This is a genomic window from Chryseobacterium sp. SORGH_AS_0447 (assembly GCF_030818695.1).
Classification (GTDB): Bacteria; Bacteroidota; Bacteroidia; order Flavobacteriales; family Weeksellaceae; genus Chryseobacterium.
Genome location: NZ_JAUTAR010000001.1, coordinates 2437095 through 2459585 on the forward strand (window position 1 = coordinate 2437095; position 22491 = coordinate 2459585).

The 22491-nt window shown below is 40.9% G+C and carries 19 protein-coding genes; 7 read left to right on the forward strand and 12 right to left on the reverse strand.

Annotated features, from left to right (window positions below):
- Positions 1 to 75: 75 nt before the first annotated feature.
- The 3 genes from QE422_RS11245 to QE422_RS11255 form a co-directional block, all read right to left on the reverse strand.
- Entirely contained in the window at positions 76 to 345 is a 270-nt protein-coding gene (locus QE422_RS11245; protein ID WP_307458144.1) for a YtxH domain-containing protein, read from the reverse strand.
- Positions 346 to 443: 98 nt separating this feature from the next.
- Complete coding sequence (locus tag QE422_RS11250) at positions 444 to 1286, reverse strand: isoaspartyl peptidase/L-asparaginase (RefSeq protein WP_307458147.1); 843 nt, start codon at positions 1284 to 1286, stop codon at positions 444 to 446.
- A gap of 109 nt (positions 1287 to 1395) precedes the next feature.
- Positions 1396 to 2286: a cyanophycinase gene (locus tag QE422_RS11255; protein WP_307458150.1), complete on the reverse strand. Its 891-nt coding sequence runs from the start codon at positions 2284 to 2286 to the stop codon at positions 1396 to 1398.
- Between the two features lie 196 nt (positions 2287 to 2482).
- Between QE422_RS11255 and cphA the strand changes: the two genes are divergently transcribed.
- Complete coding sequence (gene cphA / locus QE422_RS11260) at positions 2483 to 5113, forward strand: cyanophycin synthetase (RefSeq protein ID WP_307458152.1); 2631 nt, start codon at positions 2483 to 2485, stop codon at positions 5111 to 5113.
- Positions 5114 to 5182: 69 nt separating this feature from the next.
- Entirely contained in the window at positions 5183 to 5932 is a 750-nt protein-coding gene (locus QE422_RS11265) for a hypothetical protein (protein ID WP_307458155.1), read from the forward strand.
- A gap of 237 nt (positions 5933 to 6169) precedes the next feature.
- On the opposite strand, the gene QE422_RS11270 is transcribed toward QE422_RS11265, so the two are convergent.
- The 9 genes from QE422_RS11270 to QE422_RS11310 form a co-directional block, all read right to left on the reverse strand.
- Entirely contained in the window at positions 6170 to 6436 is a 267-nt protein-coding gene (locus QE422_RS11270; RefSeq protein WP_307458158.1) for a hypothetical protein, read from the reverse strand.
- A gap of 18 nt (positions 6437 to 6454) precedes the next feature.
- Positions 6455 to 7639, reverse strand: a complete 1185-nt coding sequence (locus QE422_RS11275; RefSeq protein ID WP_307458160.1) for a hypothetical protein — start codon at positions 7637 to 7639, stop codon at positions 6455 to 6457.
- Between the two features lie 78 nt (positions 7640 to 7717).
- The gene (locus tag QE422_RS11280) at positions 7718 to 8551 is read right to left on the reverse strand and encodes a type 1 glutamine amidotransferase (protein WP_307458162.1); all 834 of its coding nucleotides are present in this window, start codon (positions 8549 to 8551) and stop codon (positions 7718 to 7720) included.
- 33 nt (positions 8552 to 8584) lie between these two features.
- On the reverse strand, positions 8585 to 9703 hold the full coding sequence (locus tag QE422_RS11285; RefSeq protein ID WP_307458164.1) for a carboxylate-amine ligase: 1119 nt from the start codon (positions 9701 to 9703) through the stop codon (positions 8585 to 8587).
- 27 nt (positions 9704 to 9730) lie between these two features.
- Positions 9731 to 10684, reverse strand: coding sequence for a RimK family alpha-L-glutamate ligase (locus QE422_RS11290; RefSeq protein ID WP_307458167.1), 954 nt, complete (start codon positions 10682 to 10684; stop codon positions 9731 to 9733).
- A gap of 196 nt (positions 10685 to 10880) precedes the next feature.
- Complete coding sequence (locus QE422_RS11295; RefSeq protein ID WP_307458170.1) at positions 10881 to 11594, reverse strand: alpha/beta hydrolase-fold protein; 714 nt, start codon at positions 11592 to 11594, stop codon at positions 10881 to 10883.
- Between the two features lie 110 nt (positions 11595 to 11704).
- A complete protein-coding gene (locus tag QE422_RS11300) occupies positions 11705 to 12916 on the reverse strand; it encodes an acetyl-CoA carboxylase biotin carboxylase subunit family protein (protein WP_307458173.1) in 1212 nt (403 codons plus the stop codon).
- Positions 12917 to 13056: 140 nt separating this feature from the next.
- Positions 13057 to 14472: a M17 family metallopeptidase gene (locus QE422_RS11305; protein WP_307458175.1), complete on the reverse strand. Its 1416-nt coding sequence runs from the start codon at positions 14470 to 14472 to the stop codon at positions 13057 to 13059.
- 4 nt (positions 14473 to 14476) lie between these two features.
- Positions 14477 to 15598: an alpha/beta hydrolase gene (locus tag QE422_RS11310; protein ID WP_307458177.1), complete on the reverse strand. Its 1122-nt coding sequence runs from the start codon at positions 15596 to 15598 to the stop codon at positions 14477 to 14479.
- 221 nt (positions 15599 to 15819) lie between these two features.
- Between QE422_RS11310 and glgB the strand changes: the two genes are divergently transcribed.
- The 5 genes from glgB (at position 15820) to QE422_RS11335 (ending at position 22461) form a co-directional block, all read left to right on the forward strand.
- Positions 15820 to 17808, forward strand: coding sequence for a 1,4-alpha-glucan branching protein GlgB (glgB, locus tag QE422_RS11315; protein WP_307462353.1), 1989 nt, complete (start codon positions 15820 to 15822; stop codon positions 17806 to 17808).
- Positions 17771 to 18313 carry a hypothetical protein gene (locus tag QE422_RS11320; RefSeq protein ID WP_307458180.1) on the forward strand — a complete coding sequence of 181 codons (543 nt, stop codon included), beginning with the start codon at positions 17771 to 17773 and terminating at the stop codon, positions 18311 to 18313. Before glgB ends, QE422_RS11320 begins: the two co-directional genes overlap by 38 nt.
- Before the next feature lie 49 nt (positions 18314 to 18362).
- Complete coding sequence (locus tag QE422_RS11325; protein WP_307458182.1) at positions 18363 to 19769, forward strand: glycogen synthase; 1407 nt, start codon at positions 18363 to 18365, stop codon at positions 19767 to 19769.
- Between the two features lie 277 nt (positions 19770 to 20046).
- Positions 20047 to 21315, forward strand: coding sequence for a glucose-1-phosphate adenylyltransferase (locus QE422_RS11330; RefSeq protein WP_307458183.1), 1269 nt, complete (start codon positions 20047 to 20049; stop codon positions 21313 to 21315).
- A gap of 105 nt (positions 21316 to 21420) precedes the next feature.
- A complete protein-coding gene (locus QE422_RS11335) occupies positions 21421 to 22461 on the forward strand; it encodes an SRPBCC domain-containing protein (RefSeq protein ID WP_307458187.1) in 1041 nt (346 codons plus the stop codon).
- Positions 22462 to 22491 lie beyond the last annotated feature (30 nt).

Genomic DNA, 22491 nt, shown 5'->3' on the forward strand with positions numbered 1-22491 from the left:
TAATTAAAAAGTCATCGTAATTAAAAACTACGATGACTTTTTGTATATGAATGTTAAAATAATCAATTGTTTATATTAGCTTACTGCCTCCTGAGCTTTATTTCTAATATCATCAGCTTTGTCCTGTGCTTGAGAAGCGACATCATTAGCTCTGTCTTTTACCTGAGAAGCAACATTGTTTGCTTTATCTTTCAAATCATTGCTCCACTTGTTGATATTGTCTTTTGCAGTATTGATTTTGTCTTTCACCAACTGCTTATCTTCTTCAGAAGAATTTTTGTATTTCCAATATGCTAATGCACCTAAACCGACTAAAGCTAATAAGCCTTTTGTTTTATTTCCCATGATTTCTATTTTTTAAATGTTAATATTAAAGTTTGATGTTAGTAATCATGTAAAATACGTGCCAAAAAAAAAGACCGACTTATAAAAAAATGTTAAAATTAATTGAAGATTTCAAAGTTTTCTCCGTCAAAACTTGCGAAAACCATGGTAGGATGGGAATCCTGATGGTATAAATTTCCATTTTTATCAATCGCTATAGCTCCAGCAAAACCATCAATGGTTTTTAATTCTTCAAAGGTTTTAGCAAATGCATTTTCCAGAGACATTCCGTCGGTTACCCGGGTTACAATTTTCGCAGCGGTGGCATTACTTACGATATCTTCTCCAACTCCGGTACAACTGACCGCGCAGAAAGAATTGGCGTAATTTCCGGCAACCGTTGCAGAATCGGAGATACGGCCGGGAATTTCAAAGCCTTTCCCTCCGGTGGAAGTGGCGGCTGCCAATTTTCCGTTTCTATCGATGGCTACACAGCCTACCGTGCCTTTGCCTCCGGTTTTCAGTTTTTCTTCGTATTCTTTTCTCCGTTGCGGAATTTCGGTAGAGTAGTTTTCAAATCCGTGTTCGGTTGCGTATTTTTTAGCACCGCTTCCGCCTAAAACACGGTCATCTTCTCCAATCAGCGCTTTAGCAACAAGGATTGGGTTTTTTACATTTTCAATATTAATGACTCCGCTCATTTTCTCGGTTTCACCATTGATAATGGCTGCGCTCATGCGGATAATTCCGTCACCCTGGATCTGGGAGCCTGTTCCTGCATTGTACAGATCATCGTCTTCAAGCAGGGAAACAGCATAGGCCACTGCGTCAAAGGCAGAATGGTCCTGTAGATATTCAAACGCTTTTTGGGCGATTGCTTTTAAAGAATTCTGTTTAGCGGTTTTCACCTCGTGGCTCTGGCCACTTTCGGAGAAAAATCCGCCGTGGATGATTATTTTCATATATTTTATGATGGGTTGCTGATCAATAATAAATGACTTTCAGACTACGATGATTTGTATTTAAATCATTCATCATTCATCAATTATCATTTATCAATTATATACCATGTTATCGATCCTGCGGAATCGGATTAAACTGGGAATTCTCAATCGTTAAGGCTTTCGTCGTAAGATCGTAATGATCATTCATCGACATGACATGAACCGTTAAGTTATCAATAGAAATAGGTTCTCCCAGATTGATATTAGTCAGATTCGTATCTTTAATAAATCTTCCGTCTACGAGGATCACGAGCCCGGAACCAACAGCGGTCATCACATCATTGTGGATAAACAGACCGGTATCTTCTCCCAAACCGATTCCCAATGTTCTCGGATTGTTCACCACAGCCTGGAACAGTCTTCCAATTCTTCCCCGCTGTACAAAATGCGTGTCGATGATTACATTATCAATGAGTCCAAGACCTTGCGTGGTCTTAATTTCTCCTTTTAGCAAGGCTTCAGAGCTGCTTCCCTGGTAGATCATATTTTCAGAAGCTGCGGCGGCTCCTGCAGAAGTCCCGGAATAGATGAAATCCTGTTCCTGGTATTTTAAAAGAATTGTATCGTGAAATCTGGTTCCTCCGAGAATGGACGTAAGCCTCAGCTGGTCTCCGCCTGTGAACATCACCACATCGGCAGCGTTTGCTCTTGCCACGATCGGATCGGAATTCGCTTCCTCACGGTTATGAATATCCAGTATATTAACGTTTTTGGCACCCAGAAATTCGAATGCCTTTTTATACTCTGATCCTACAATCTGCGGGATCTGAGAAGCGGTCGTAATAATCTCAATCACCGAATCTTCCTTATGTTTAGACTCATTGATGATTTTCCTTAAAATTCCACGCTCAAAAAAATTCAGGTTTTTTTCTATGTTCTGATCAAAATCGGTTTCAGCAAAACTGCCTTTATTAACAGCGCCCCCGATCACAATTAATTTTCCAACTGGTTTAATCATAGGCTGCAAAGTTAAAAAATTATTAACAGGTAAAGAAATTCATTACGATTGAAATTAATAATGACATTTAATATTTGCTCACGATTTTCATTTATTTTTTGCAAATGTTTAATCGTGGTATAGTTTCGTTTGGGGTTTTGCATTATCTTTGATACTAAATGCAGTTATCGTTAACTATTAAAAATGCAAATAGACTATGAAAATTGAAAAGATACAGGCGCTACGCGGTCCAAACATCTGGAGTATCCGAAGGAAGAAGCTGATACAGATGAGGTTGGATCTCGAAGAAATGGAGAATTTCCCTACCAATAAAATCGATGGTTTCAGAGAAAGAATAGAAAAGCTGATTCCGTCTTTATTCACCCACCGCTGTTCCGAAGGAGTAGAAGGCGGTTTTTTTCACCGGATTGAAACGGGAACGTGGATGGGACACGTTATTGAACATATCGCGCTTGAAATTCAGACCCTGGCAGGAATGGATGTGGGCTTCGGAAGAACCCGCGAAACAAAAACGCCGGGAATTTATAATGTCGTCTTCAATTATATCGAGGAAAATGCCGGGATTTATGCCGCGGAAGAATCGGTAAAAATTGCCGAAGCCTTGATTAAAGGAGATGAATACGATTTGAATGCCTGCATTAAAACATTAAAGGAAATCAGGGAAAGAGTGCGACTCGGCCCTTCTACGGGAAGTATTGTGGAAGAAGCCGTTTCCCGGAGAATTCCATGGATCCGCCTGGGGACAAATTCATTGGTTCAATTGGGTTACGGGGTAAACCAGCAGCGCTTTCAGGCGACCATTACCGGAAACACCAGTTCAATTGCCGTAGATATTGCATGTAACAAAGAGTTAACCAAAAGAATGCTGCATGATGCTGCCATTCCTGTTCCGATCGGAGATCTGGTCATGGATGAAGAAGGACTGGATAGTGTCGTACGAAAAATAGGATATCCTGTTGTGATTAAGCCTTTGGACGGCAATCACGGAAAAGGTTCTTCGATTAATGTAAACGACTGGGAAGCGGCAAAAATAGGACTACAGCACGCACAGAAATATTCCAACAAGGTTATCGTAGAAAAGTATATCACAGGCTACGATTTCAGGGTTTTGGTTATTAATAATAAAATGGTGGCTGCCGCAAGAAGGGTTCCTGCGCACGTTGTAGGTGACGGCGAACTGAATCTTCAGCAGCTGATCGATAAAGAAAATACAGATCCGAGAAGAGGCTATGGCCATGAAAATGTGTTGACGGAAATTCTGATCGATAAAGATACAACGGAGTTGCTTGAGAAACTTCATTATACTTTGGAAACGGTTCCTCAAAGGGGAGAAATCGTTTATTTGAAGTCTACCGCCAACCTTTCAACGGGAGGTACTTCTATTGATGTAACCGATATGGTGCATCCGGAAAATATCACGATGGCGGAAAGGATTTCCAAAATCATCGGTCTTGATGTTTGCGGAATCGATATTATGGCAGAGAATCTTACCCAGCCGTTAAAAGAAAGCGGCGGTGCGATCATCGAAGTGAATGCTGCTCCCGGCTTTAGGATGCATCTGGCTCCAAGTGAAGGGCTTCCGAGAAATGTAGCGGCTCCGGTGGTAGATATGCTGTATCCGCAGGGAAAACCTTTTACCATTCCGATTATCGCCGTAACGGGAACCAACGGAAAAACAACGACTACACGGTTAATCTCCCATATTGTAAAAAGCAACGGCTACAGAGTCGGGTTTACTACATCAGACGGAATTTACATCCAGAATACGATGCTGACGAAAGGAGATACCACAGGACCTCTTTCTGCGGAATTTATCCTGAAAGATCCTACCGTAGAATTTGCAGTTTTAGAAACAGCCAGGGGCGGAATTTTACGTTCAGGATTAGGGTTTTCTCAGTGTGACATCGGGGTTTTGACTAACATCAAAGAAGACCATTTGGGTTTGAATGATATCCACAACCTGAAAGATTTGACAAGGGTTAAAAGGGTCGTTCTCGACAGTGTAAAGAAAAACGGCTGGAGCGTGATGAACGCTGATGACGAATATTCGATGAGAATCATCAACGACCTGCATTCCAACATCGCGATTTTCAGCATGGATGAAAACAACCCCCACATCAAAAAATTTGCGAAGGAAGGCAAAATTACCTGTGTGTATGAAGAAGGTTTTGTCACCATCAAAAAAGGCGACTGGAAGATCAGGATCGGAAAAGCCAAAGACTTCCCGATTACGATGGAAGGAAAAGCCAAGTTCATGATTGAAAATGTATTGGCAGCAAGTTTGGCGTCTTATTTATATGGTTTTGGGATTGAAGATATTTCCAATTCCCTGCGGACTTTCATTCCAAGTGCACAGCTGACTCCGGGAAGGCTGAATGTGTTTAAATTCAAAAACTTTAAGGTTTTAATTGATTTTGCCCACAATCCTGCCGGGTATGAAGCCATTGAAGATTACCTTAAAAACGTGGAAGCAACGAAAAAGATCGGGATTATTTCCGGTGTCGGCGACCGAAGAGACAGCGACATCAGGGAGTGCGGAAAAATTGCAGGAAGAATGTTCGACCACATTATCATCCGCAACGAGAAGCACCTTCGTGGAAGGACGGAAGAAGAAATCAACGGTTTGATCATCGAAGGGATGCAGTCTTCCGGAAGGGACGTCAGCTACGAAATTATTCCAAAAGAAATCGAAGCCCTGAAACACGCTATGGGTATGGCTGAGGAAGGAACCTTCATTACCGCTTTAAGCGATGTAATTTCCAATGCTATTGATCTCGTTCAGGAATATCAGGCAAGGGAAATGATGGAGGATGATAAGGTTCAGTAAACAAGATATAATATACAAACAAAGTTTCGGCGGCATCAGAGATGCCGCCGAAACTTTTAAAAACAAAAAGTGAAAGTAAGGTTTAAAAAAGACCTGCCCAATTTTAGAAATCTGGACGAATATCTGGTGATAGGATTTGGTTATCATGAAAGTAAAGCAAGATTTTACCTGATAGCTGATGATAATTTTGCTATCGGCTACGGAATGTCAAAACATTTTGATATTATTGATGATACTACCGATGGTTATGTAAGAAGGGATGATTTGAATTTTGGATTTGAATTTTATCTGGAACAGGGAATGAATAATTTGAGGAAAGATCTCAGCAACTATTGGGAGATCAACCATCCTTATGAAAACGTTAGATATTTTGCAGATAAGAAGTATCCTGTTTCTGTAGATTATGAGAAAAGCATGCTGAATGAAGATAATAAACTAAGCCGTATTGAAGGCGCTTTGTTATTTATCGATCATTATTTGTACGAACAATTGTGGGACGATACGTATAGAGAAGGCTTGGAGTTTCATAAAATGAATTCGCTGGATTATTTGCTGGAAAAAAAGGTAAAAGAACCCATAGCAATCAATATAAATGATTATAAAGATCAACTTTTAAAATTTATAGAAAAAGCTTTTGGAATAAGAGAGGGATCAACAGACAAGCCTGATTATTATGCCCGAACACTTTCAGGTTTGATCAGTGCTCTTTTTGTGAATGAAATTTCGTCGGTTCAAAGGCTTGAATCATTTTATGATGACTGTTTCGTTATTGAGTACGAAAACCGTTATTATATTTTAAGCAGATATTGGGCATCCTGAAGTAATGATAAAACAAAACCTCCAAAAATTCGGAGGTTTTTATGTTTAAAAATTTTCCCAGGTTGATTTTATCTTCTGCATTTTAACCAGATAAAAATACAGCGGAATCAATTCCAGTCTTATGATAAAATTGATATTCGGAAGAGTAAACGGAACAACAACCATCATGATGATGCAGACGGCAATCCCTATGATAGCATCGATAATAGCCGCCTGAAGCGCCCATTTCTGTTCAAATCAAAGCCCGTATGCAACAATCCCTTTAAATATTAATAGTAAAGCAGTGATCATTCCCGGCACCGTATAAGGATGACTGGCGGTAATTCCATAGAGCGACAAGTCGATCTTGTTTAAAAATGGCCCGATGATGAAAAATAAAGCCGCGAACGATCCTCCGATCAAAAAGAACCATAAAAATATTTTAATCCACAAAGGCAATAAATTTCTTCTTCGTGTAAAATTTTCTTTTGTTTCAAACTCCTGAAAAGCTGAGCTTTCTTCCATTATTTATTAGTTTTAAAATTATTCTTCCGCAAAAAAAGCATTCGAGCTTCCGATCCAGATCGCATCTTTCTTATTGAAATCGACGTTGACCATCGCCGCTTTGGTCATTCTGCCCAGATTTTCCAATAGGATAGGGCGTTCATCGTTTTCGTACCAAATATACAACAATCTGATTTCCGCTTTAGAAAATTCGCCGTTAATATCTTTAAAAACCGGTTCGTACTGCACTTTTCTCTGAAGGATATAGTTTTCTTTATCCTCGATGGCATCCGTTATTTCTTTTGTAGGATTTAAATTGACGCCGCTGCCGGCGAAAGAAAATAGGGGCTTCAATACAAAATCTTCAAGATTTTCATGTTCCGGAAATTCATGTAGGAAATAGCTTTTCGGAACAAACTGATGATGCAAAAGCGGCAGTAAATACTTGGAGATTTTGAAGAACCAGTTTGGATGGGTCACCCAGGTTACATCAATATCTTCCCGGAAATCAAATTCGGTTTTCAGATCCGGAATTCGGTCCAGTTCGTCGAAGATCACCCTGTTGTAAATTCTTTTAACCTCCGTTAACTGTCCGTTGTTGTCGTAGAATAATTTTTTACCTTCCTTTTTTATTTTGGTGAGGCAAACCGTTTTGATGCCCAGCAGTTTTTCTGTTAACACAAAATCAATGGCCGTTTTCTGTTTTTCAGGGTAAATTTCAAGGAGAATCACATGTTCAGGATTTTCGCTGCCGACAATAAGTTCTTTTAAATGATTTTTAAAAGTTTCATGGGGCATTTTATTCCTGATTTCCGAAAGAAAAGGGTAGACTTCGCAGAAAGTATCTTCGAAAACCTTTTGAAAAGCATATAAAGAAGGAAAAGCCTGGAGCTCGATCAGCTGCGGCTCGATTTCACCGTTTCCACTTTTGCAGATTCCGAAATCGATGGTGAAGAAATGCGGCTGATCCGTATCGTTGGGAACGCGGCAGTTTTCGGGAATTGCTTTCTGAAGGACTTCTGCCGGTAAAGCTTTAATCTGGTCGATAATGCTTTCACTGGCATTGATGAGCTTAGATTCAAATTCTTTGGTTAAAAACAATGGGCTTTCCGATATTCTGAATACCGGTTCCAGGCCGCTTTTCTGTTTGAGGATTTCTTTAAGCCTGCTGTATTTTTCCTGTGAAAATTCCTGGTTAAACTGCTCTCTGTAGGTTGGGATCATATTCTTTTTCTTTTTGTGATTAAAAAAATCGGACAATGAATGCCCGATTTTTCAAAATATTTTTAATGGTTATTTTTTTTAAACTGTTGCCTGCGTTTGGTTCAGGATATTCTGTTTTGCCCTGTTCAGGAATCGGGGAAGAATCTGGGCCTGGGTAAGGGTGATTTTATCTTCGTCGTCAATCCGGTCGATGGTTTCCAGATATTTTTCCATCCCGAAATTCTCGATCATTGCCTGTTTGTTCTTCTCGTCCTTTAGGTTTTCGATCATCCCTGCGGGATTTGCTTCCGGATGAAACTGTGTTCCGAAGATTTCTTCTGAAAAACGGACCGCCATTACCGCTCTTTCCAGATTAATATGGGGCCGCGATTTCTCGATGGCTACGATTTTCATTCCGAGTTCTTCAAAACGGCTGTAATCGGGCTCAATAAACTGGAACGCTCTCGAATCCACTGCATAAAACGGATCGGGTAAATTTTTAAATAAAAACTCCTGTTCGCCTTCTTCTGTTTTATGAACCGGCATGATGCCGAAAGAATAGGATTTCCGTCTGTTGATTGTCCCGAGTTTCCAGTGAATGCTCGCCAGCTGAAAGGAATGACAGATTAGAAAAACATATTTTTTACGGTCGTTACATTGGTTATACTCAAAAATTTCATCCAAGAACGCTGCAAATCGGTCTTCCCATTCCAGCCCTTCCCGGTGCGGATCTCCCGGACCGCCTGATGAAATGAAAATGTCAAAATTCTCGATCTCCGGCATTTCATTTTTAAACCTTACATCAAATGTTTCAATGCTTACCTCTTCTTCGGTGCTCTGCTGAAAGGTTTCGGAGATTTCTTTTATGTTTTTAAATCCCTGATTTACCTGGTTGTTATTCATATCCAGCAAAGCCATTCGGATATTCTTCATACGACATTCTATTTTTGCAAAGTTACCGAATATTTACCAAGCGTTTTCGCTATGCGTTATGCCATACTCCGTTTCAGAGATCATATAATCCACCACTTTGGTAAGGTCGCCGGTTTCGTTAAATATTTTAAGCTGGCGGTCTGCGCCGGTTCCGTTTTCAAGGATCGTCCAAGCATATTCCACCTCTTTACGGCAGCCTAAGTCGTCTACGACGTCATCGATAAACTCAAGAAGCTCTTTCAGCAAATCGGGATACGGCACAGATTCTTCTTTACCGAAATCGATCAGGTGGGCTTCAATTCCGCTTTTGGATGCCCTCCATTTATTTTCGTTCAGCAAAAGCCTTCTGTAGCTTCTGAAGCTTAAATTCTGCTGGTGCAGTTTACAGATTTTTGCGACAAGCGACTGCATAATGGCAGCTAAACAAACGGTTTCCTCAATCCGCAAAGGCATATCACAGATTCTGAACTCAATGGTAGGGTAGAACGGGTGAACTCTGAGATCCCACCAGATTTTCTTTGCATTGTCGATCGTTCCGGTTTTTACCAGCAGATCCACATAGCTGTCGAACTCCGCCAGCGAATTGAAGAAACTCGGGATCCCTGTTCTCGGGAATTTTACAAAAATTTCCTGACGGTACGATTTAAATCCGGTATTTCTGCCGATCCAGAAAGGCGAGTTGGTAGACAACGCATAGACGTGCGGAAGAAAATACCGCATGACATTCTGTATTCTTACGCCTTCTTCACGGTTCGGGATTCCGATGTGCACATGCAGCCCAAAGATTAGATTTCCCCGCGCCACATCGCCCATATCGTCTACGATTTTATTGTAACGTTCGCCGTTCGTAATGGTGTTGTGCTCCCAATTGGAAAACGGGTGGGTACCGCCCCCGGAAACCCTGAGCCCCTGCTCATGAGCGGTTTTGATGAGGTGCCTTCTGAGGCTCGTCAGTTCCGCTTTCGCTTCCTGGATATTCTGGCAGATGCCCGTTTCCATCTCGATCATGGATTCGTGCATTTCGTGTTTTAAATTTTCACTTAAAACCGCTTTTCCGCCTTCAATAATTTTCGAAACATGAGAAATCAGATCCCTGCTCTCAACATCAATAATTTGATATTCTTCTTCGATTCCGATAGTAAACTGATGCATTTTTTTTCGTGTTTTTTATATACGTTCTTATTTTACAGAATCCTTAACGAAGGTTCCCCAGGAGATATTCGGTTTTCCGGGAACATATTCCTTCGCTTTTTCCACAGCTAATTTTGCGGCATGCTCTACAATCCATGCAAAATTTTCTTCACCTACCGAATTTCGGTCGGCATCGGGAGCCGGGTTGCAGAAGTCGATGGCATAAGGAATTCCGTCTCTTACCGCAAATTCTACGGTATTGAAATCGTAGCCCAGTGCTTTATTCATTTTAATGGTGTAATCGTGGATGGTTTTCAATAATTTCTCCAGTTCCTTGCCTGCCGTTTTATGAGTTGTTTCGTACCTAAGATGAGGTGCATTTCTAGGCTCATAAGGCATGATGTGAACATATTTCTGGCCCAGGCAATACACCCGATAATAATCGTCGAAAATAATTTCTTCCTGTACCATCATTACCAATTGTTCCGTTTCTCCTAGTTTTGCCCAAAGATCTTCCGGATTATCTACCCGGTATACATTTCTCCAGCCGCCGCCATCATGAGGCTTCATATAGGCCGGAAATCCTACATAATCGAAGATATAATACCAGTCGTGAGGGAATTTCAGGTTTCTGAAGGAAGTTTCCGAAGTATTGGTCGGTCTCTCATGAGAAGGGAGCAATACGGTTTTCGGAAGGGGAATGCCGAGTTTCGTCATCAACGCATTATTGAAAAACTTTTCATCAGCACTCCACCAGAATGGGTTATTGATAACATAAGTCCCGTTCAGTGCTGCATTTTTAAGATACGCCCTGTAAAAAGGCACATCCTGTGAAATCCTGTCGATGATCACTGCATATCCATAATCGGCACCCTGCTCAAGTTTATCGATGTTTACCGGTTCGGCAACAATCTCCCCTTTGCCAAGCTCATTTACTTTATCGATAAATGCCCAGGGAAATGTATCTTCCATACCGAACAAGATTCCTACTTTTTTAGCCATAATGTATTTTTTTTAATGTTTTTATTATTGAGTTAATTAAATATATTTTGTTACTGATTTGAATTAACTATGACGTCACTGTTTTCTATAAAAAATTGATCTTAACTGATGAGTTTTAATGCTACGCTTGTCGAAATGCCATTGCGGACTTTGCGTTCAAATCATTCACAATTTATATCAATTAGTTTAAAATGAATTAAGAGAAAAAAGCCCCTATAAAAGTCGGGAAAACCATTCTCCAGAGCGGCCAGTCGTGATTGATCCATTTTCTCTCATCGTACCAGAAGTCGATTCCTTTTGAAGACAGAATGCCCGCCATTTCCACATTTTTATCTTTACAGATATCCTGATCGGAAGTGCTCAGAACAATATGCATGTGCTTGTATTTCCAGGCTTCATCATTTTTCACATATTCCCTCGGACAGTTGTAATACACCAGGTCATCGGAATATCCGTCCATGAAATTCCTGATGCTGAAAGCTCCCGAGAGACAGAATAAATGCGAAACAACATCCGGGAACCGGAAGGCAAAATTGGCCGCATGATAGCCTCCAAAGCTCGCCCCGGCAACGGCCACGCGGTGGGTATTATGAAGTTTCTGAATGTAAGGAACAAATTCCTTGATCAGGAACTGCACGTATTTTTCATAATTCCTGATTCTTTGCTGGGGCGGAATGCTTTCATCGTAAAAGCTCCAGCTGTCGATCGTCTGGATGTTGTAGAGCTTTACTTTTCCCTGTTCTACAAACCAGTTGATGCTACCGTTCAGGTGAAAATCATGGTTTTGGGTATATTGCCCCTGTGAAGTCGGAAACATGATGATCGGATATCCGTAATGTCCCGTAACTTCTACTTTAAGGCTTGTTCCTAAAATATGTGAGTAATAATCGGTATGTTCTATTTGCGGCATTTTTTGTTATTTGGAGTTAGAGAAGGTTGTAATCACCTTTGATTTTTATTAATGAAGCTTTTAAGCTTAGGCAGACCCTGATCTTTGCACGGTTTCACCGGCAGAAATTTTTATGAAGTCGGCTTTTCTTTCGGAGGCAGGATATTCAGCATGTCGGCGTGAATTTTTTCTGCGGCTTCATCAAGCCTTCTCTGCACGAGCTCTGCATCATTCGACTTGTAGACGATGCCTGCATGGTAATCGATGGGCAGGAACTTTACGGCCTCTTCGCATTGAAAATGCGTGTAATCGGGTTCTTTATCTTTAATTAGAGCGATGATCAGCCCCGAATAATATCCTGTAGGTTTGGAAATCTGGTAGTCTTTACCTCTCAGAAGGGCATCTTCAATTTTCGCCCATTCTCTCCAGATATTGATGTTGGTGGCAGCTTCTACCAGATCCGGAATATGAGCACCTCCAACCCGTGAGGAAGTTTCCAGAAAGTAATATTTTCCGTTTTCTTTACTTCGGATAAATTCCGTATGCGTTGCACCGTTCATCAATCCGAAACTGGAAAGTACTTTAGCATTGGCTTTTTCAAGAGCCTGGAATTCATCGGAATACCGTCCCAGGGTTTTTGTTCTGAAAACACCGCCCTCATGCGAAACCTGCATTGGCGGCGCAAGATATTTTGAAGCGGAGGTAAAAATGATTTCTTTATTAAAGGTAAGGCTGTCTACATGATACACGTCTCCGGGTTTAAAGCTTTCAAGCAGGAACAGATGGCGTTCTTCGCCTAAACTATTAAGCGCATCCCAAAGTTCATCCTTTGAAGTCAGTTTTTTAATACCGGAAGCGGAAGCTTCGGAACGGGGTTTTAAAACCCAGGGAGCAGGAACATTATCTGCAAAGGCATTTACCTCATCGTTGTTGAAGACGGCGGTAAATTCAGGAACATTGATGCCGGAATCCTTTGCTTTCTGGCGCATGGCCAATTTATCCCTGAAATAGCGGTGCGTTGTCTGTCCCATTCCGGGAATCCTGAAGGTTTCACGGATCAGAGCAGCCTTTTCCACATCATAATCATCCAAGGCAATTACGGCGTGGATCTTTCGGGTCTGCATCAGATAAGAAAAACCCTGGACAAGATGGTCGAGATTCCAAACGGAGGGCTTTATCTCAGGCATATAAAATACCTCATCGATGGCGTGCCACGGCCAGTCTTTCTCTTTAAGATTCTCGGATGTTACCAGAATTACTTTATTACCGAGTTTTTTCATTTCATCCATGAAATCATAACCCTTGTAATAGCACGAAATGCACACTATTGTTTTCTCCTCCATACAATGTTTTTAGTTTTTTAGTGGATTTTCAAAAACAAATACCTTTTTTTCTTCATTATTTAATGTTAAAAAATAAAAATATGTGCGCTTTTGAAAATCCTATTTCAATTATACAGAGAATTTTTGTAATAAACTAATTTTTAGTGATAATTTTCGATTAAATCTGCCAGCAATTGGACTCCGAATCCGGTAGCTGCTTTTTCTTTCGCATAGCCCACACTGCCGAAAGCAACGCCGGCAATATCCAGATGCGCCCATCTAGGATGGTTTTCAATGAACTGCTCTAAGAATTTTGCGGCAACAATACAGTCTCCGATCGGCTTCATGGAAATATTCTTCACATCGGCTACATCCGACCGGATGTCGTCTTTCCAGATGTCCCAAAGCGGTAAATTCCAGAGTCGCTGGTTGGTCTTGTCACCGGTTTTCAGTAAAAGATTTTTCAGTTCTTCATTATTTGAAAACATGGCCCCGCAGGTATCGCCGAACATTCTCACGGAGCTTCCGGTTAAGGTAGCAAGATCGATCAGGAAATCCGTTTTGAAATTTTTCGCCATATACGAAAGTCCGTCTGCAAGAATCATCCGGCCTTCCGCATCGGTATTTAATACTTCGATTGTTTTTCCGTTGTAAGCCGTGATGACATCGCTCGGAAGAAACGCCTTTTCCGAAATAGCATTATCGGTGATCGGTAAGATGGCGGTAATGTTTACCGGCAGCTGCATTTCGGCGGCATAGATCAGGGTTCCCAGAACAGCCGTTGCACCGCCCATATCCGATTTCATATAATGCATATTGTCTGGATTTTTCAGAGAAATCCCTCCGGTGTCGAATAAAACGCATTTGCCTACCAACCCAAAAGTTTTGGCATTTTTAACGGGTGTTTTATATTCCAGAATGGTAAAAGCCGCATCGTAGGCACTTCCCTGATTGACGGAAAGATAGGCCCCCAAACCGAGTTCCTCACATTTTTTCCTGTTGAAGGCCGTATATTTGATGTCGTATTTTTTAGCTAAATTTTTTAAATATAAACTGAAAGCATCCGGTTTTTTAAGGTTGGCCGGTTTGTTCAGCCATTCCTGGCAGGCAATCTGTCCGGTGCTCATGGCTTCGGCTTTCTGGCTGATAAAATCCAGTTTTTTCTGGCTTAAGTTCTCAAAATGAATTTCGAATTTCGCATTCCAGAAAGCATGTTTTTTTTCAAAAGGGTAGTTGTAGGTGCCGATCAGCAGGCCTTTTACCAATTCTTCAAACTGTTTTTCGTTCATAAAGTCAGCCAGAACCAGCGTCGGGACGGCCTGTATTTTTTCTTTATAAACCTGGGAGAACTTTACAGCCACCTGCTGAGCCTCAAAATTCTGCAATGACGATTTTCCCAGCCCGATAAAATAAGCGGTTCCTTCCTCATGGATATGGATAAAAACCTCATGCTTCTTCCCGGTGAAAAAATTGGAGATATTTTTATTAAAATTTCTGCAGGATTTCGTCCATTCTTCTTCTGTAAAAAGATGAAATACCTGGGTGTAATTTTTATTTTTTTTGTTGATAAGCTTCATAAGGTTAATTTTTAATGCTGTCCTGCTTCGGCTTCACTTCCACAGGGTTTTCGGTGTTGTTGTAGTACAGCCATTCGATGGCTCGTGGAAATTCCTGCGACCAGTAAAATTCGCTATGGGTACCTTCCGGATTAATGCTGGTCCTGATTTCAAAATCGAAGAGATTTTTCTCTTCCCAATGTTTCAGGGATTCTTCAAAAGCATGAATTCTTTTTACCATTTTAGAGCCCTCCTGTCCGCCGCCGTACAGGTAAATTTTTGTTTTAAATGGAATCCGGAAATTCATCATTGGGAAATTGTTGTTCGGTTCCACCCAAAGTGAAGGGGAGAAGATCAGCAGTTTGGAATAGACTTCTGGATACAGAAATCCGCTATAAATGCTGATCAGGGCACCGAGCGAGCTTCCCCCGATTCCCGTATTTTCACGATCCTTTTTAGTGCGGTACTTTTGATCTACGTAAGGCTTTAAGGTATCGGTAATAAAGCGGATGTATTTTTTCCCCTCCGAGCCGTTGGCCACATGGTCATTATCGAAAATATATTCTTTAATCCGCTCTTCGCTTCCGTGTTCAACCGCAATGATGATCACATCACCACGGCCGTATTCTGAAAGCACGGAAAGCTTTTTATCGATTTCCCAGTTCCCGTAGTCGCTGCCTTCATTGAATAAGTTCTGTGCGTCTTGCAGGTACAGCACGGGATAGCTTTTTTCTGAAACGTGATAATTATAGGGCAGGAGTGCCCAAACTTTCCGGTAGCGGTCGAGCTGCGGGATATAAAACTTTTCAGAAATAATTTCGGCGACCGGAAAATATTCATCTTTGAAAGGCCCCCAGTTGAGTCTCCATTTTTCCACGGTATTGGAAGCCGTTCCTGAAGATTTCGACGCTTTCCGGTTTGGAGTGATATTTCCATGCCTGTCAAGTTCCACATTTTCCCAGCCGCCTTTCGTAAATTTATATTCGATATGGTCAGGTAAGACCTTATCATCGATTTCAATAGAGTAGTTCCGGGAGTCTTTTAATGCAAGCTTAAAACGCGGGTCCCGCGGATTCCAGCCGTTAAAATTTCCGGTGATATAAATAATCCTTTCATCATGTTCTGCGGTATAAAGGTCAAACTTCATCAGTGTCTTTACTAAAATTTAAACCCTAAATTTATAAAAAATCTTTTTATGGCAAATAAATTCCGGAATCATGGAATTAATGGCTGAAAAAACTCTATATTTGAGTAGAAACAAGCGGTGAGAGGAGATTAACATAATAAATAATTCATCGATAATTAATAACTGTTGTCGGCATTTTTCCGTAGTTTCAGAAAAAATATAAAATTAAATTACAAACCGTGATGAATTCGGTTAAAACATACACTCTTTTTACAGACCAGGACATTTATCTCTTCAAAGAAGGTAAACATTACAAGCTCTACGATAAATTCGGGGCACACTCAGTTGAAAAAGACGGCGTGCAGGGCGTTTACTTCTCGGTCTGGGCACCCAACGCCAAGCAGGTCTCGGTAATCGGAAACTTCAACGGCTGGAACAAGAAAGATCATCTTTTATTTCCCCGCTGGGACAGATCCGGGATCTGGGAAGGCTTCGTCGCCGGACTGACCTGGGGAACGCTCTATAAATATGCTGTTGAAACCTATCGCGGTGAAATCCTCGAGAAAAGTGATCCGTACGCCTTAAGCTGGGAACAGAATCTTCAGGCGGCATCGCTGGTTTCCACTACCTGGTATGAATGGCAGGACAAAGAATGGATGGAAAACCGCTGGAAGAAAAATACCCTGAAAGCACCACTTTCCGTCTACGAAATGCATTTGGGATCCTGGATAAGGGATGAACATAATCCTGAAAGGTTTTTAAATTACCGTGATATTGCAGAAAAGCTGATTCCTTACATTAAAGAAATGGGTTTTACACACGTAGAATTTATGCCGCTGATGGAATATCCGTATGATCCGAGCTGGGGCTATCAGATTACCGGCTTTTATGCCGCTACTTCGCGTTTCGGTTCGCCGCAGGACCTGATGTTCCTGATTAACGAGCTTCACAGCAATGGGATCGGGGTGATTTTAGACTGGGTGCCTTCGCATTTTCCGGGCGATGCCAATGGCCTGCACCGGTTTGACGGTTCTTTCCTGTATGAGCATGAAGACCCGCGGAAGGGTTTTCATCCCGACTGGAAATCCTATATTTTCAATTACGGTAGAAACGAAGTGAAATCCTTTTTAATTTCCAATGCCATGTTTTGGCTGGAACGTTATCATGCTGACGGATTGCGGGTAGATGCGGTAACTTCTATGCTGCATCTGGATTATTCCCGAAACGAAGGCGAATGGGAACCGAATATCTACGGCGGTAACGTAAACCTGGAAGCAAAGACATTCCTGCAGGAATTCAATACCGCGGTGTATAAAGAATTTGGTGATAATATCATTACCATTGCAGAAGAAAGTTCCGATTTTCCGATGCTTACCAAGCCTGTCCATGATGGCGGCGTTGGCTTTGGCATGAAATGGATGATGGGCTGGATGCACGATACGCTGGCTTATTTTAAAGAAGATCCCATTGACAGGAAGTTCTTTCATCATAAGCTTACCTTCGCTTCCATGTACATGTACAATGAAAATTACATGATGCCGCTATCCCATGACGAGGTAGTACATGGAAAAGCCAGCCTGATTTATAAGATGAAAGGCGACGAATGGCAGAAATTTGCCAATCTCCGGGCCTTATATGTCTATATGTTTACGCATCCGGGAGCAAAGCTGTTGTTCATGGGAGATGAATTCGGACAGACCAGCGAATGGAATTTCAAGAAAAGCCTGGACTGGCATTTGCTGAATTTCCCTGTTCATAAAGGATTGCAGACTTTGGTAAAAGATCTCAACCATCTTTACCGAAACGAAACGGCCTTTTATGAAAATCAGTTCAGTCCGGAAGGTTTTCAATGGGTGGAAGCGGATGATACGGATAATTCGGTCTATATCTATTTAAGAAAAGGCAAACAGGAAGACGATGTAGTCATGGTCATCCTAAATTTAACACCAAGGGTTTTGGACTATAAAATCGGAGTACCCGACGAAAGCCAGTGGGAAATTATTTTTAACTCCGATGACAAAAAATACGCGGGAAGCGGGGTAGAGCCGGATATTTTCAGGGAAGACCAGGAAGAATTTAGAGGACATAAAAAATCCATCAGCATCAAGCTATCGCCATTGGCCGGAATTATTTTAAGGAAGAAAGAAAAAGAGATAAAAGAAACAGCAGTAAGCAATACAAAAGATAAAAAAGATGATCCAGGCGGCAGACGTTTTAGGCAGAAGATATGAGGATATTAAAAATCTTATTGTAATAGCTGATTTTGATCCTGAAACATTGAAATCTTTTTCAGCTAATGCAATCAATTCTGGCATCTGCAAGACAACGTTTACCGAAGATCTTTATTTTTTCGGCAGTAAAATCGATCGATATAAGACTGGCTTTCGGAAAAACAGAATTGACGAGATTGTTTTTACTAAAGAAAAAGACGAGGCGATATCAATGATTGATGATCTTATAGCATTAAATAGCTTTGAATTTAAATTTGTTACCGAAAAACAAATGAAAGGTACGCCATTCGAAGTGCTGACTGATGATTCGGAAATTGGGATGAATTTTGCCGAGTTTAAAATACAACGGTTTGAGTCTGATCCGTCTCCCCAATTTGATATAAGCGATATTGACCAATACGCTTGTTTAACATTGAGGTCAGATAATTATGCGGATATCATTCATCAGGAATTTACAGAAAATGAAAGCTTTTTTGTATTTGAACTTCGTCCGGTGAATCAATAGAAATAAATAATAAACTTCAGAATAGTAAAACAATAATGATAGGAAGAATATGACAGTATTTCATATCAGTACGGAATGTTATCCGGTAGCAAAAGTAGGAGGCCTGGCCGATGTAGTAGGGGCTTTGCCAAAATATCAGAACAAAACTAAAGGAGTTGATGCGAAGGTGGTTATGCCCTGGTACAACAAATCTTTCGTTTATGACCATGAGTTTGACATAGTTTTTGATGGGTTCATCCATCAGGGGCCAAACATGCTGCAGGTGCAGGTTTTAAAGGAAAAATCAAACGCTTTAGGATTTGAATTGTACATGGTAAGAATCCCGGGATTGCTGGATCGCGACAATCCTTACGGGTACCAGGATGAGAATTTTCAGTTCATTGGTTTCCAGCACGGCGTTCTTCACTGGCTCAGTGCCATGCAGATCCGTCCGGATGTTCTGCACTGCCACGATTATCATACGGGATTGATTCCGTTTATGGTGGAACATTGCTGGGAATTTTCCTTTTTAAAAGGAGTAAAAACAATCGGGACCATTCATAATGGTGAATATCAGGGAATGATGAGCTGGGAGATGGCCAATTATATTCCGTCTTTCGACCGATACAAATGGGGCCTCATGGACTGGGACGGACTGATCAATCCTCTGGCAAGCATGATTAAGTGTGCGCATTCCTTTACCACGGTTTCGCAGGGGTACCTTGAAGAACTCTTTGTAAGCTTCCGGGGAATTGAAGGTCTGGTACGCGATGAGTCCCACAAAGCTTATGGGATTATCAACGGCATCGATACGGAAGTCTGGAACCCGGAAACCGATCCGATGCTGGATTTTAATTTTAATGAAGGAAATGCAGTGGTTTTAAAGAAAAAGAACAAAGAAAAGCTGTGCCGGGAATACGGTCTGAGACCGGAGCTGCCGTTGTTTGCCTTTATCGGAAGGTTTGCTACCGAAAAAGGAGCGGATTTCCTTCCGGATGTGGTGTGGAGAAGCATTACACAGACGCATGGCGCTTTAAACATCATGATTCTGGGATCGGGAAACACTTATATCGAAAACAAACTGAAGGAATACGATTATATTTATAGCAATTTCGCGCTGGATCTTGGATATAAGGAATATCTTTCGCATAAAATATACGCTTCGGCGGACTTTTTGCTGATGCCATCGAGGGTAGAACCCTGTGGACTGAATCAGATGTATTCCATGCGTTATGGTACGGTTCCTATTGTAAGATATACAGGAGGATTAAGGGATACGGTAAGTGATATTTCTACCGGCGGGGCAGGATTGAATTTTACATCTCCCGGCGTTGATGATATCATCCATGCGATGAACAGAGCCTTACTGGTATATAATCAAAAAGGGACAATGGAAAACCTGATTCATGCCAATATGAATTTTGATTTTGCCTGGGAAACTTCTGCTGAAAAATATATTAATTTATATAAAAAGTAATGATAAAAACTAATAACTTACGTCTTTGAAAAGTTTTATTTTTATTCAGCTTGGGATTATTGGGGTTATCATATTTTGCTCATGATCAGAATGATTCCGTGGTCCATCAATCGATGATTGTATGGATGTAAGCAAAGTTTGTTCAATACGATTGAAAGACAGGATGGTAGAAGCTTTAGAGTGAGATTAATATGCGGGAATCAGAAAAGAGGAATACTGTCAAAAATTAAATTGATACACCAAAAAATAAAATAATTAAGAAAAAATAAATGTACATATGAATCGCAATGTTATATCCATTGTTTTAGGAGGCGGAAGGGGAACAAGATTATTTCCTCTCACCTATTCAAGGTCTAAGCCGGCTGTTCCAATCGCCGGAAAATACAGATTGGTAGATATTCCTATTTCCAACTGCCTGAATTCAGGAATGAATAAAATCCTGGTATTAACGCAGTTTAATTCAGCTTCACTGAATTCGCATATTAAAAATTCTTATCATTTCGACATTTTCAGCAAAGGATTTGTAGATATTCTTGCTGCTGAACAGAATGTAGAAAACGATAACTGGTACCAGGGAACGGCTGATGCCGTACGTCAGTCGATGAAGCATCTTGATAAATATGATTATGAATATATCCTAATCCTTTCCGGAGACCAGCTGTACCAGATGGATTTCAAAGAAATGCTGGATTTCCATATCGAAAGAGGCGGTGATGTAACGATTGCTACCATTCCGGTAAATGCAAAAGATGCAACCGGTTTTGGGATCTTAAGTTCGGATGATGAAGGAAATATTACTTCTTTTGTCGAAAAACCGGGTTACGATATGTTAGACGGACTGAAATCTGAAGTTTCCGATGAAAATAAGTATGCTGGCAAAGAGTATCTTGCTTCTATGGGAATTTATATCTTTACGAAAAGCATCCTGAAAAAAATGTTTGAAGAAGGTGCAGGAGATGATTTCGGAAAAGACATCATTCCGAATTCCATCGGAAAATATACCACATTAAGTTATCAGTATGAAGGCTACTGGACCGACATCGGTACCATTGAGTCATTCTACGAAGCCAACCTGGACCTTTGTCAGGACTTCCCTCAGTTTAACCTGTTTTCTTCCTCACCCATCTATACCAGAGCGAGAATGCTCCCACCGTCAAAGATCAATGGCTCCTATGTAAGTAAGGCGGTTTTTGGAGACGGATGCATTATTATGGCTGATAAGATCGAAAATTCCGTGATCGGAAACCGTACCCGAATTGATAAAGGAAGTACGATTGTCAATTCTTATGTCATGGGTTCTGATTTTTACCAGGGCACTGCTGAAATCGTCGAAAATGACGACCATGGCCAGCCGAATATGGGTATCGGAAAATACTGTTACATCGAAAAAGCGATTTTAGATAAAAACTGCTATATCGGCGATAATGTAAGAATCATCGGAGGAAAACACCTTCAGGATGGCGATTACGGAACCCACTCCGTTCAGGACGGAATCATCGTGGTGAAGAAAGGAGCAGTGCTGAAAGCGGGAACACATATAGGATAAAGAGTATTGAAATTCCTTATCAATTCGCTTTATTTTCTTAAATAAATTTAAAAACAGAGTGGCCGCCATATTGGTCACTCTTGTTATTTTCTATACATTTGTGTCATGCGTTTTTTTAAGATCATAGCGGTATTTGTTGTTTTGCTGGTCGGGGCTTATGCGGCTTCGATGTACTATTTTGTAGACGAGAGCAAAGATTTCAAAATAGAAAAAGAGATCGATTATCCTCTGGAAAAAGTCTTTTTACAGTTCAACAACCTGCAGCATTTCACACGCTGGAACAACTTCTTTACGAGTTCTAAATCCGTTGATATTGACTATTATACGCCTTATGAAGGGCAGGGCAGTTCCATCAGCTATGCAGATTCCAAAAACGACACCGATGGGGAGATGTTTATTCGGTACGAAAACCCAAACAAATCGCTCCGGTATCAGCTTTTCGAAGACCGGAATGAAAGTCCGACGGTTGTTGATGTTAAGTTTAAAGCGCTGTCTGCGGATAAAACGAAAATCACTTGGGTGGTACATACGCCGAAATTATCTGTTCTGCGAAGAGTGGAAAACTTCTGGACAGAAGACCGCTTTGCTGAAAACATCGATAAAAGCATGGCCAACCTGAAAAATGTTCTCGGTAATAAAGTAGAGAAAGACAACCAGATGGCCGCCATCAAATACGACAGCATTATGGTTGAAAATGAGGAGGAAAAACTGCTCCTGGGCATCAATGTAAGCGCTTCCAACAAGAAAGATGCGCTGTACAAAAATATCGTGATGAATTATAATAAAATTTATAATTACACCACGATGGATTTAGGCAAAAAAGAAGATGAGTTCGGCTATCCGGTTCTGGTAACGGATGCGGATAATTACAAAGACAAAGAAGTCTCGTATTTCCTGGGAATTCCACTCTCTAAAAAATTCGGCGTTACCGACAATAATTTCAGCTTCAGGACGCTTAATCCTGCGCAGAATTATGTGATGTATTATAAGGGAAATTATGCCGGAAGGGTGAAAGCGATACAACAATTAATCCAGAAAGCCAAGAAAGATGAGATGCGTTTTAATGATATTCGTCAGACTTTTCTAGAACGCCCTATGGAAGAGCAGGATGTCAATATGAAACTCTCATTATCAGTATTTAAGTAATTAAATATTTTATACTTTTTTTAATAGTTT

Bases quoted from the DNA above. Each gene is read 5' to 3' on its own strand.
- QE422_RS11245 (WP_307458144.1), bottom strand. From the start codon at position 345: ATGGGAAATAAAACAAAAGGCTTATTAGCTTTAGTCGGTTTAGGTGCA.
- QE422_RS11250 (WP_307458147.1), bottom strand. From the start codon at position 1,286: ATGAAAATAATCATCCACGGCGGATTTTTCTCCGAAAGTGGCCAGAGC.
- QE422_RS11255 (WP_307458150.1), bottom strand. From the start codon at position 2,286: ATGATTAAACCAGTTGGAAAATTAATTGTGATCGGGGGCGCTGTTAAT.
- cphA (WP_307458152.1), top strand. From the start codon at position 2,483: ATGAAAATTGAAAAGATACAGGCGCTACGCGGTCCAAACATCTGGAGT.
- QE422_RS11270 (WP_307458158.1), bottom strand. From the start codon at position 6,436: ATGGAAGAAAGCTCAGCTTTTCAGGAGTTTGAAACAAAAGAAAATTTT.
- QE422_RS11275 (WP_307458160.1), bottom strand. From the start codon at position 7,639: ATGATCCCAACCTACAGAGAGCAGTTTAACCAGGAATTTTCACAGGAA.
- QE422_RS11280 (WP_307458162.1), bottom strand. From the start codon at position 8,551: ATGAAGAATATCCGAATGGCTTTGCTGGATATGAATAACAACCAGGTA.
- QE422_RS11285 (WP_307458164.1), bottom strand. From the start codon at position 9,703: ATGCATCAGTTTACTATCGGAATCGAAGAAGAATATCAAATTATTGAT.
- QE422_RS11290 (WP_307458167.1), bottom strand. From the start codon at position 10,684: ATGGCTAAAAAAGTAGGAATCTTGTTCGGTATGGAAGATACATTTCCC.
- QE422_RS11295 (WP_307458170.1), bottom strand. From the start codon at position 11,594: ATGCCGCAAATAGAACATACCGATTATTACTCACATATTTTAGGAACA.
- QE422_RS11300 (WP_307458173.1), bottom strand. From the start codon at position 12,916: ATGGAGGAGAAAACAATAGTGTGCATTTCGTGCTATTACAAGGGTTAT.
- QE422_RS11305 (WP_307458175.1), bottom strand. From the start codon at position 14,472: ATGAAGCTTATCAACAAAAAAAATAAAAATTACACCCAGGTATTTCAT.
- QE422_RS11310 (WP_307458177.1), bottom strand. From the start codon at position 15,598: ATGAAGTTTGACCTTTATACCGCAGAACATGATGAAAGGATTATTTAT.
- glgB (WP_307462353.1), top strand. From the start codon at position 15,820: ATGAATTCGGTTAAAACATACACTCTTTTTACAGACCAGGACATTTAT.
- QE422_RS11320 (WP_307458180.1), top strand. From the start codon at position 17,771: ATGATCCAGGCGGCAGACGTTTTAGGCAGAAGATATGAGGATATTAAA.
- QE422_RS11325 (WP_307458182.1), top strand. From the start codon at position 18,363: ATGACAGTATTTCATATCAGTACGGAATGTTATCCGGTAGCAAAAGTA.
- QE422_RS11330 (WP_307458183.1), top strand. From the start codon at position 20,047: ATGAATCGCAATGTTATATCCATTGTTTTAGGAGGCGGAAGGGGAACA.
- QE422_RS11335 (WP_307458187.1), top strand. From the start codon at position 21,421: ATGCGTTTTTTTAAGATCATAGCGGTATTTGTTGTTTTGCTGGTCGGG.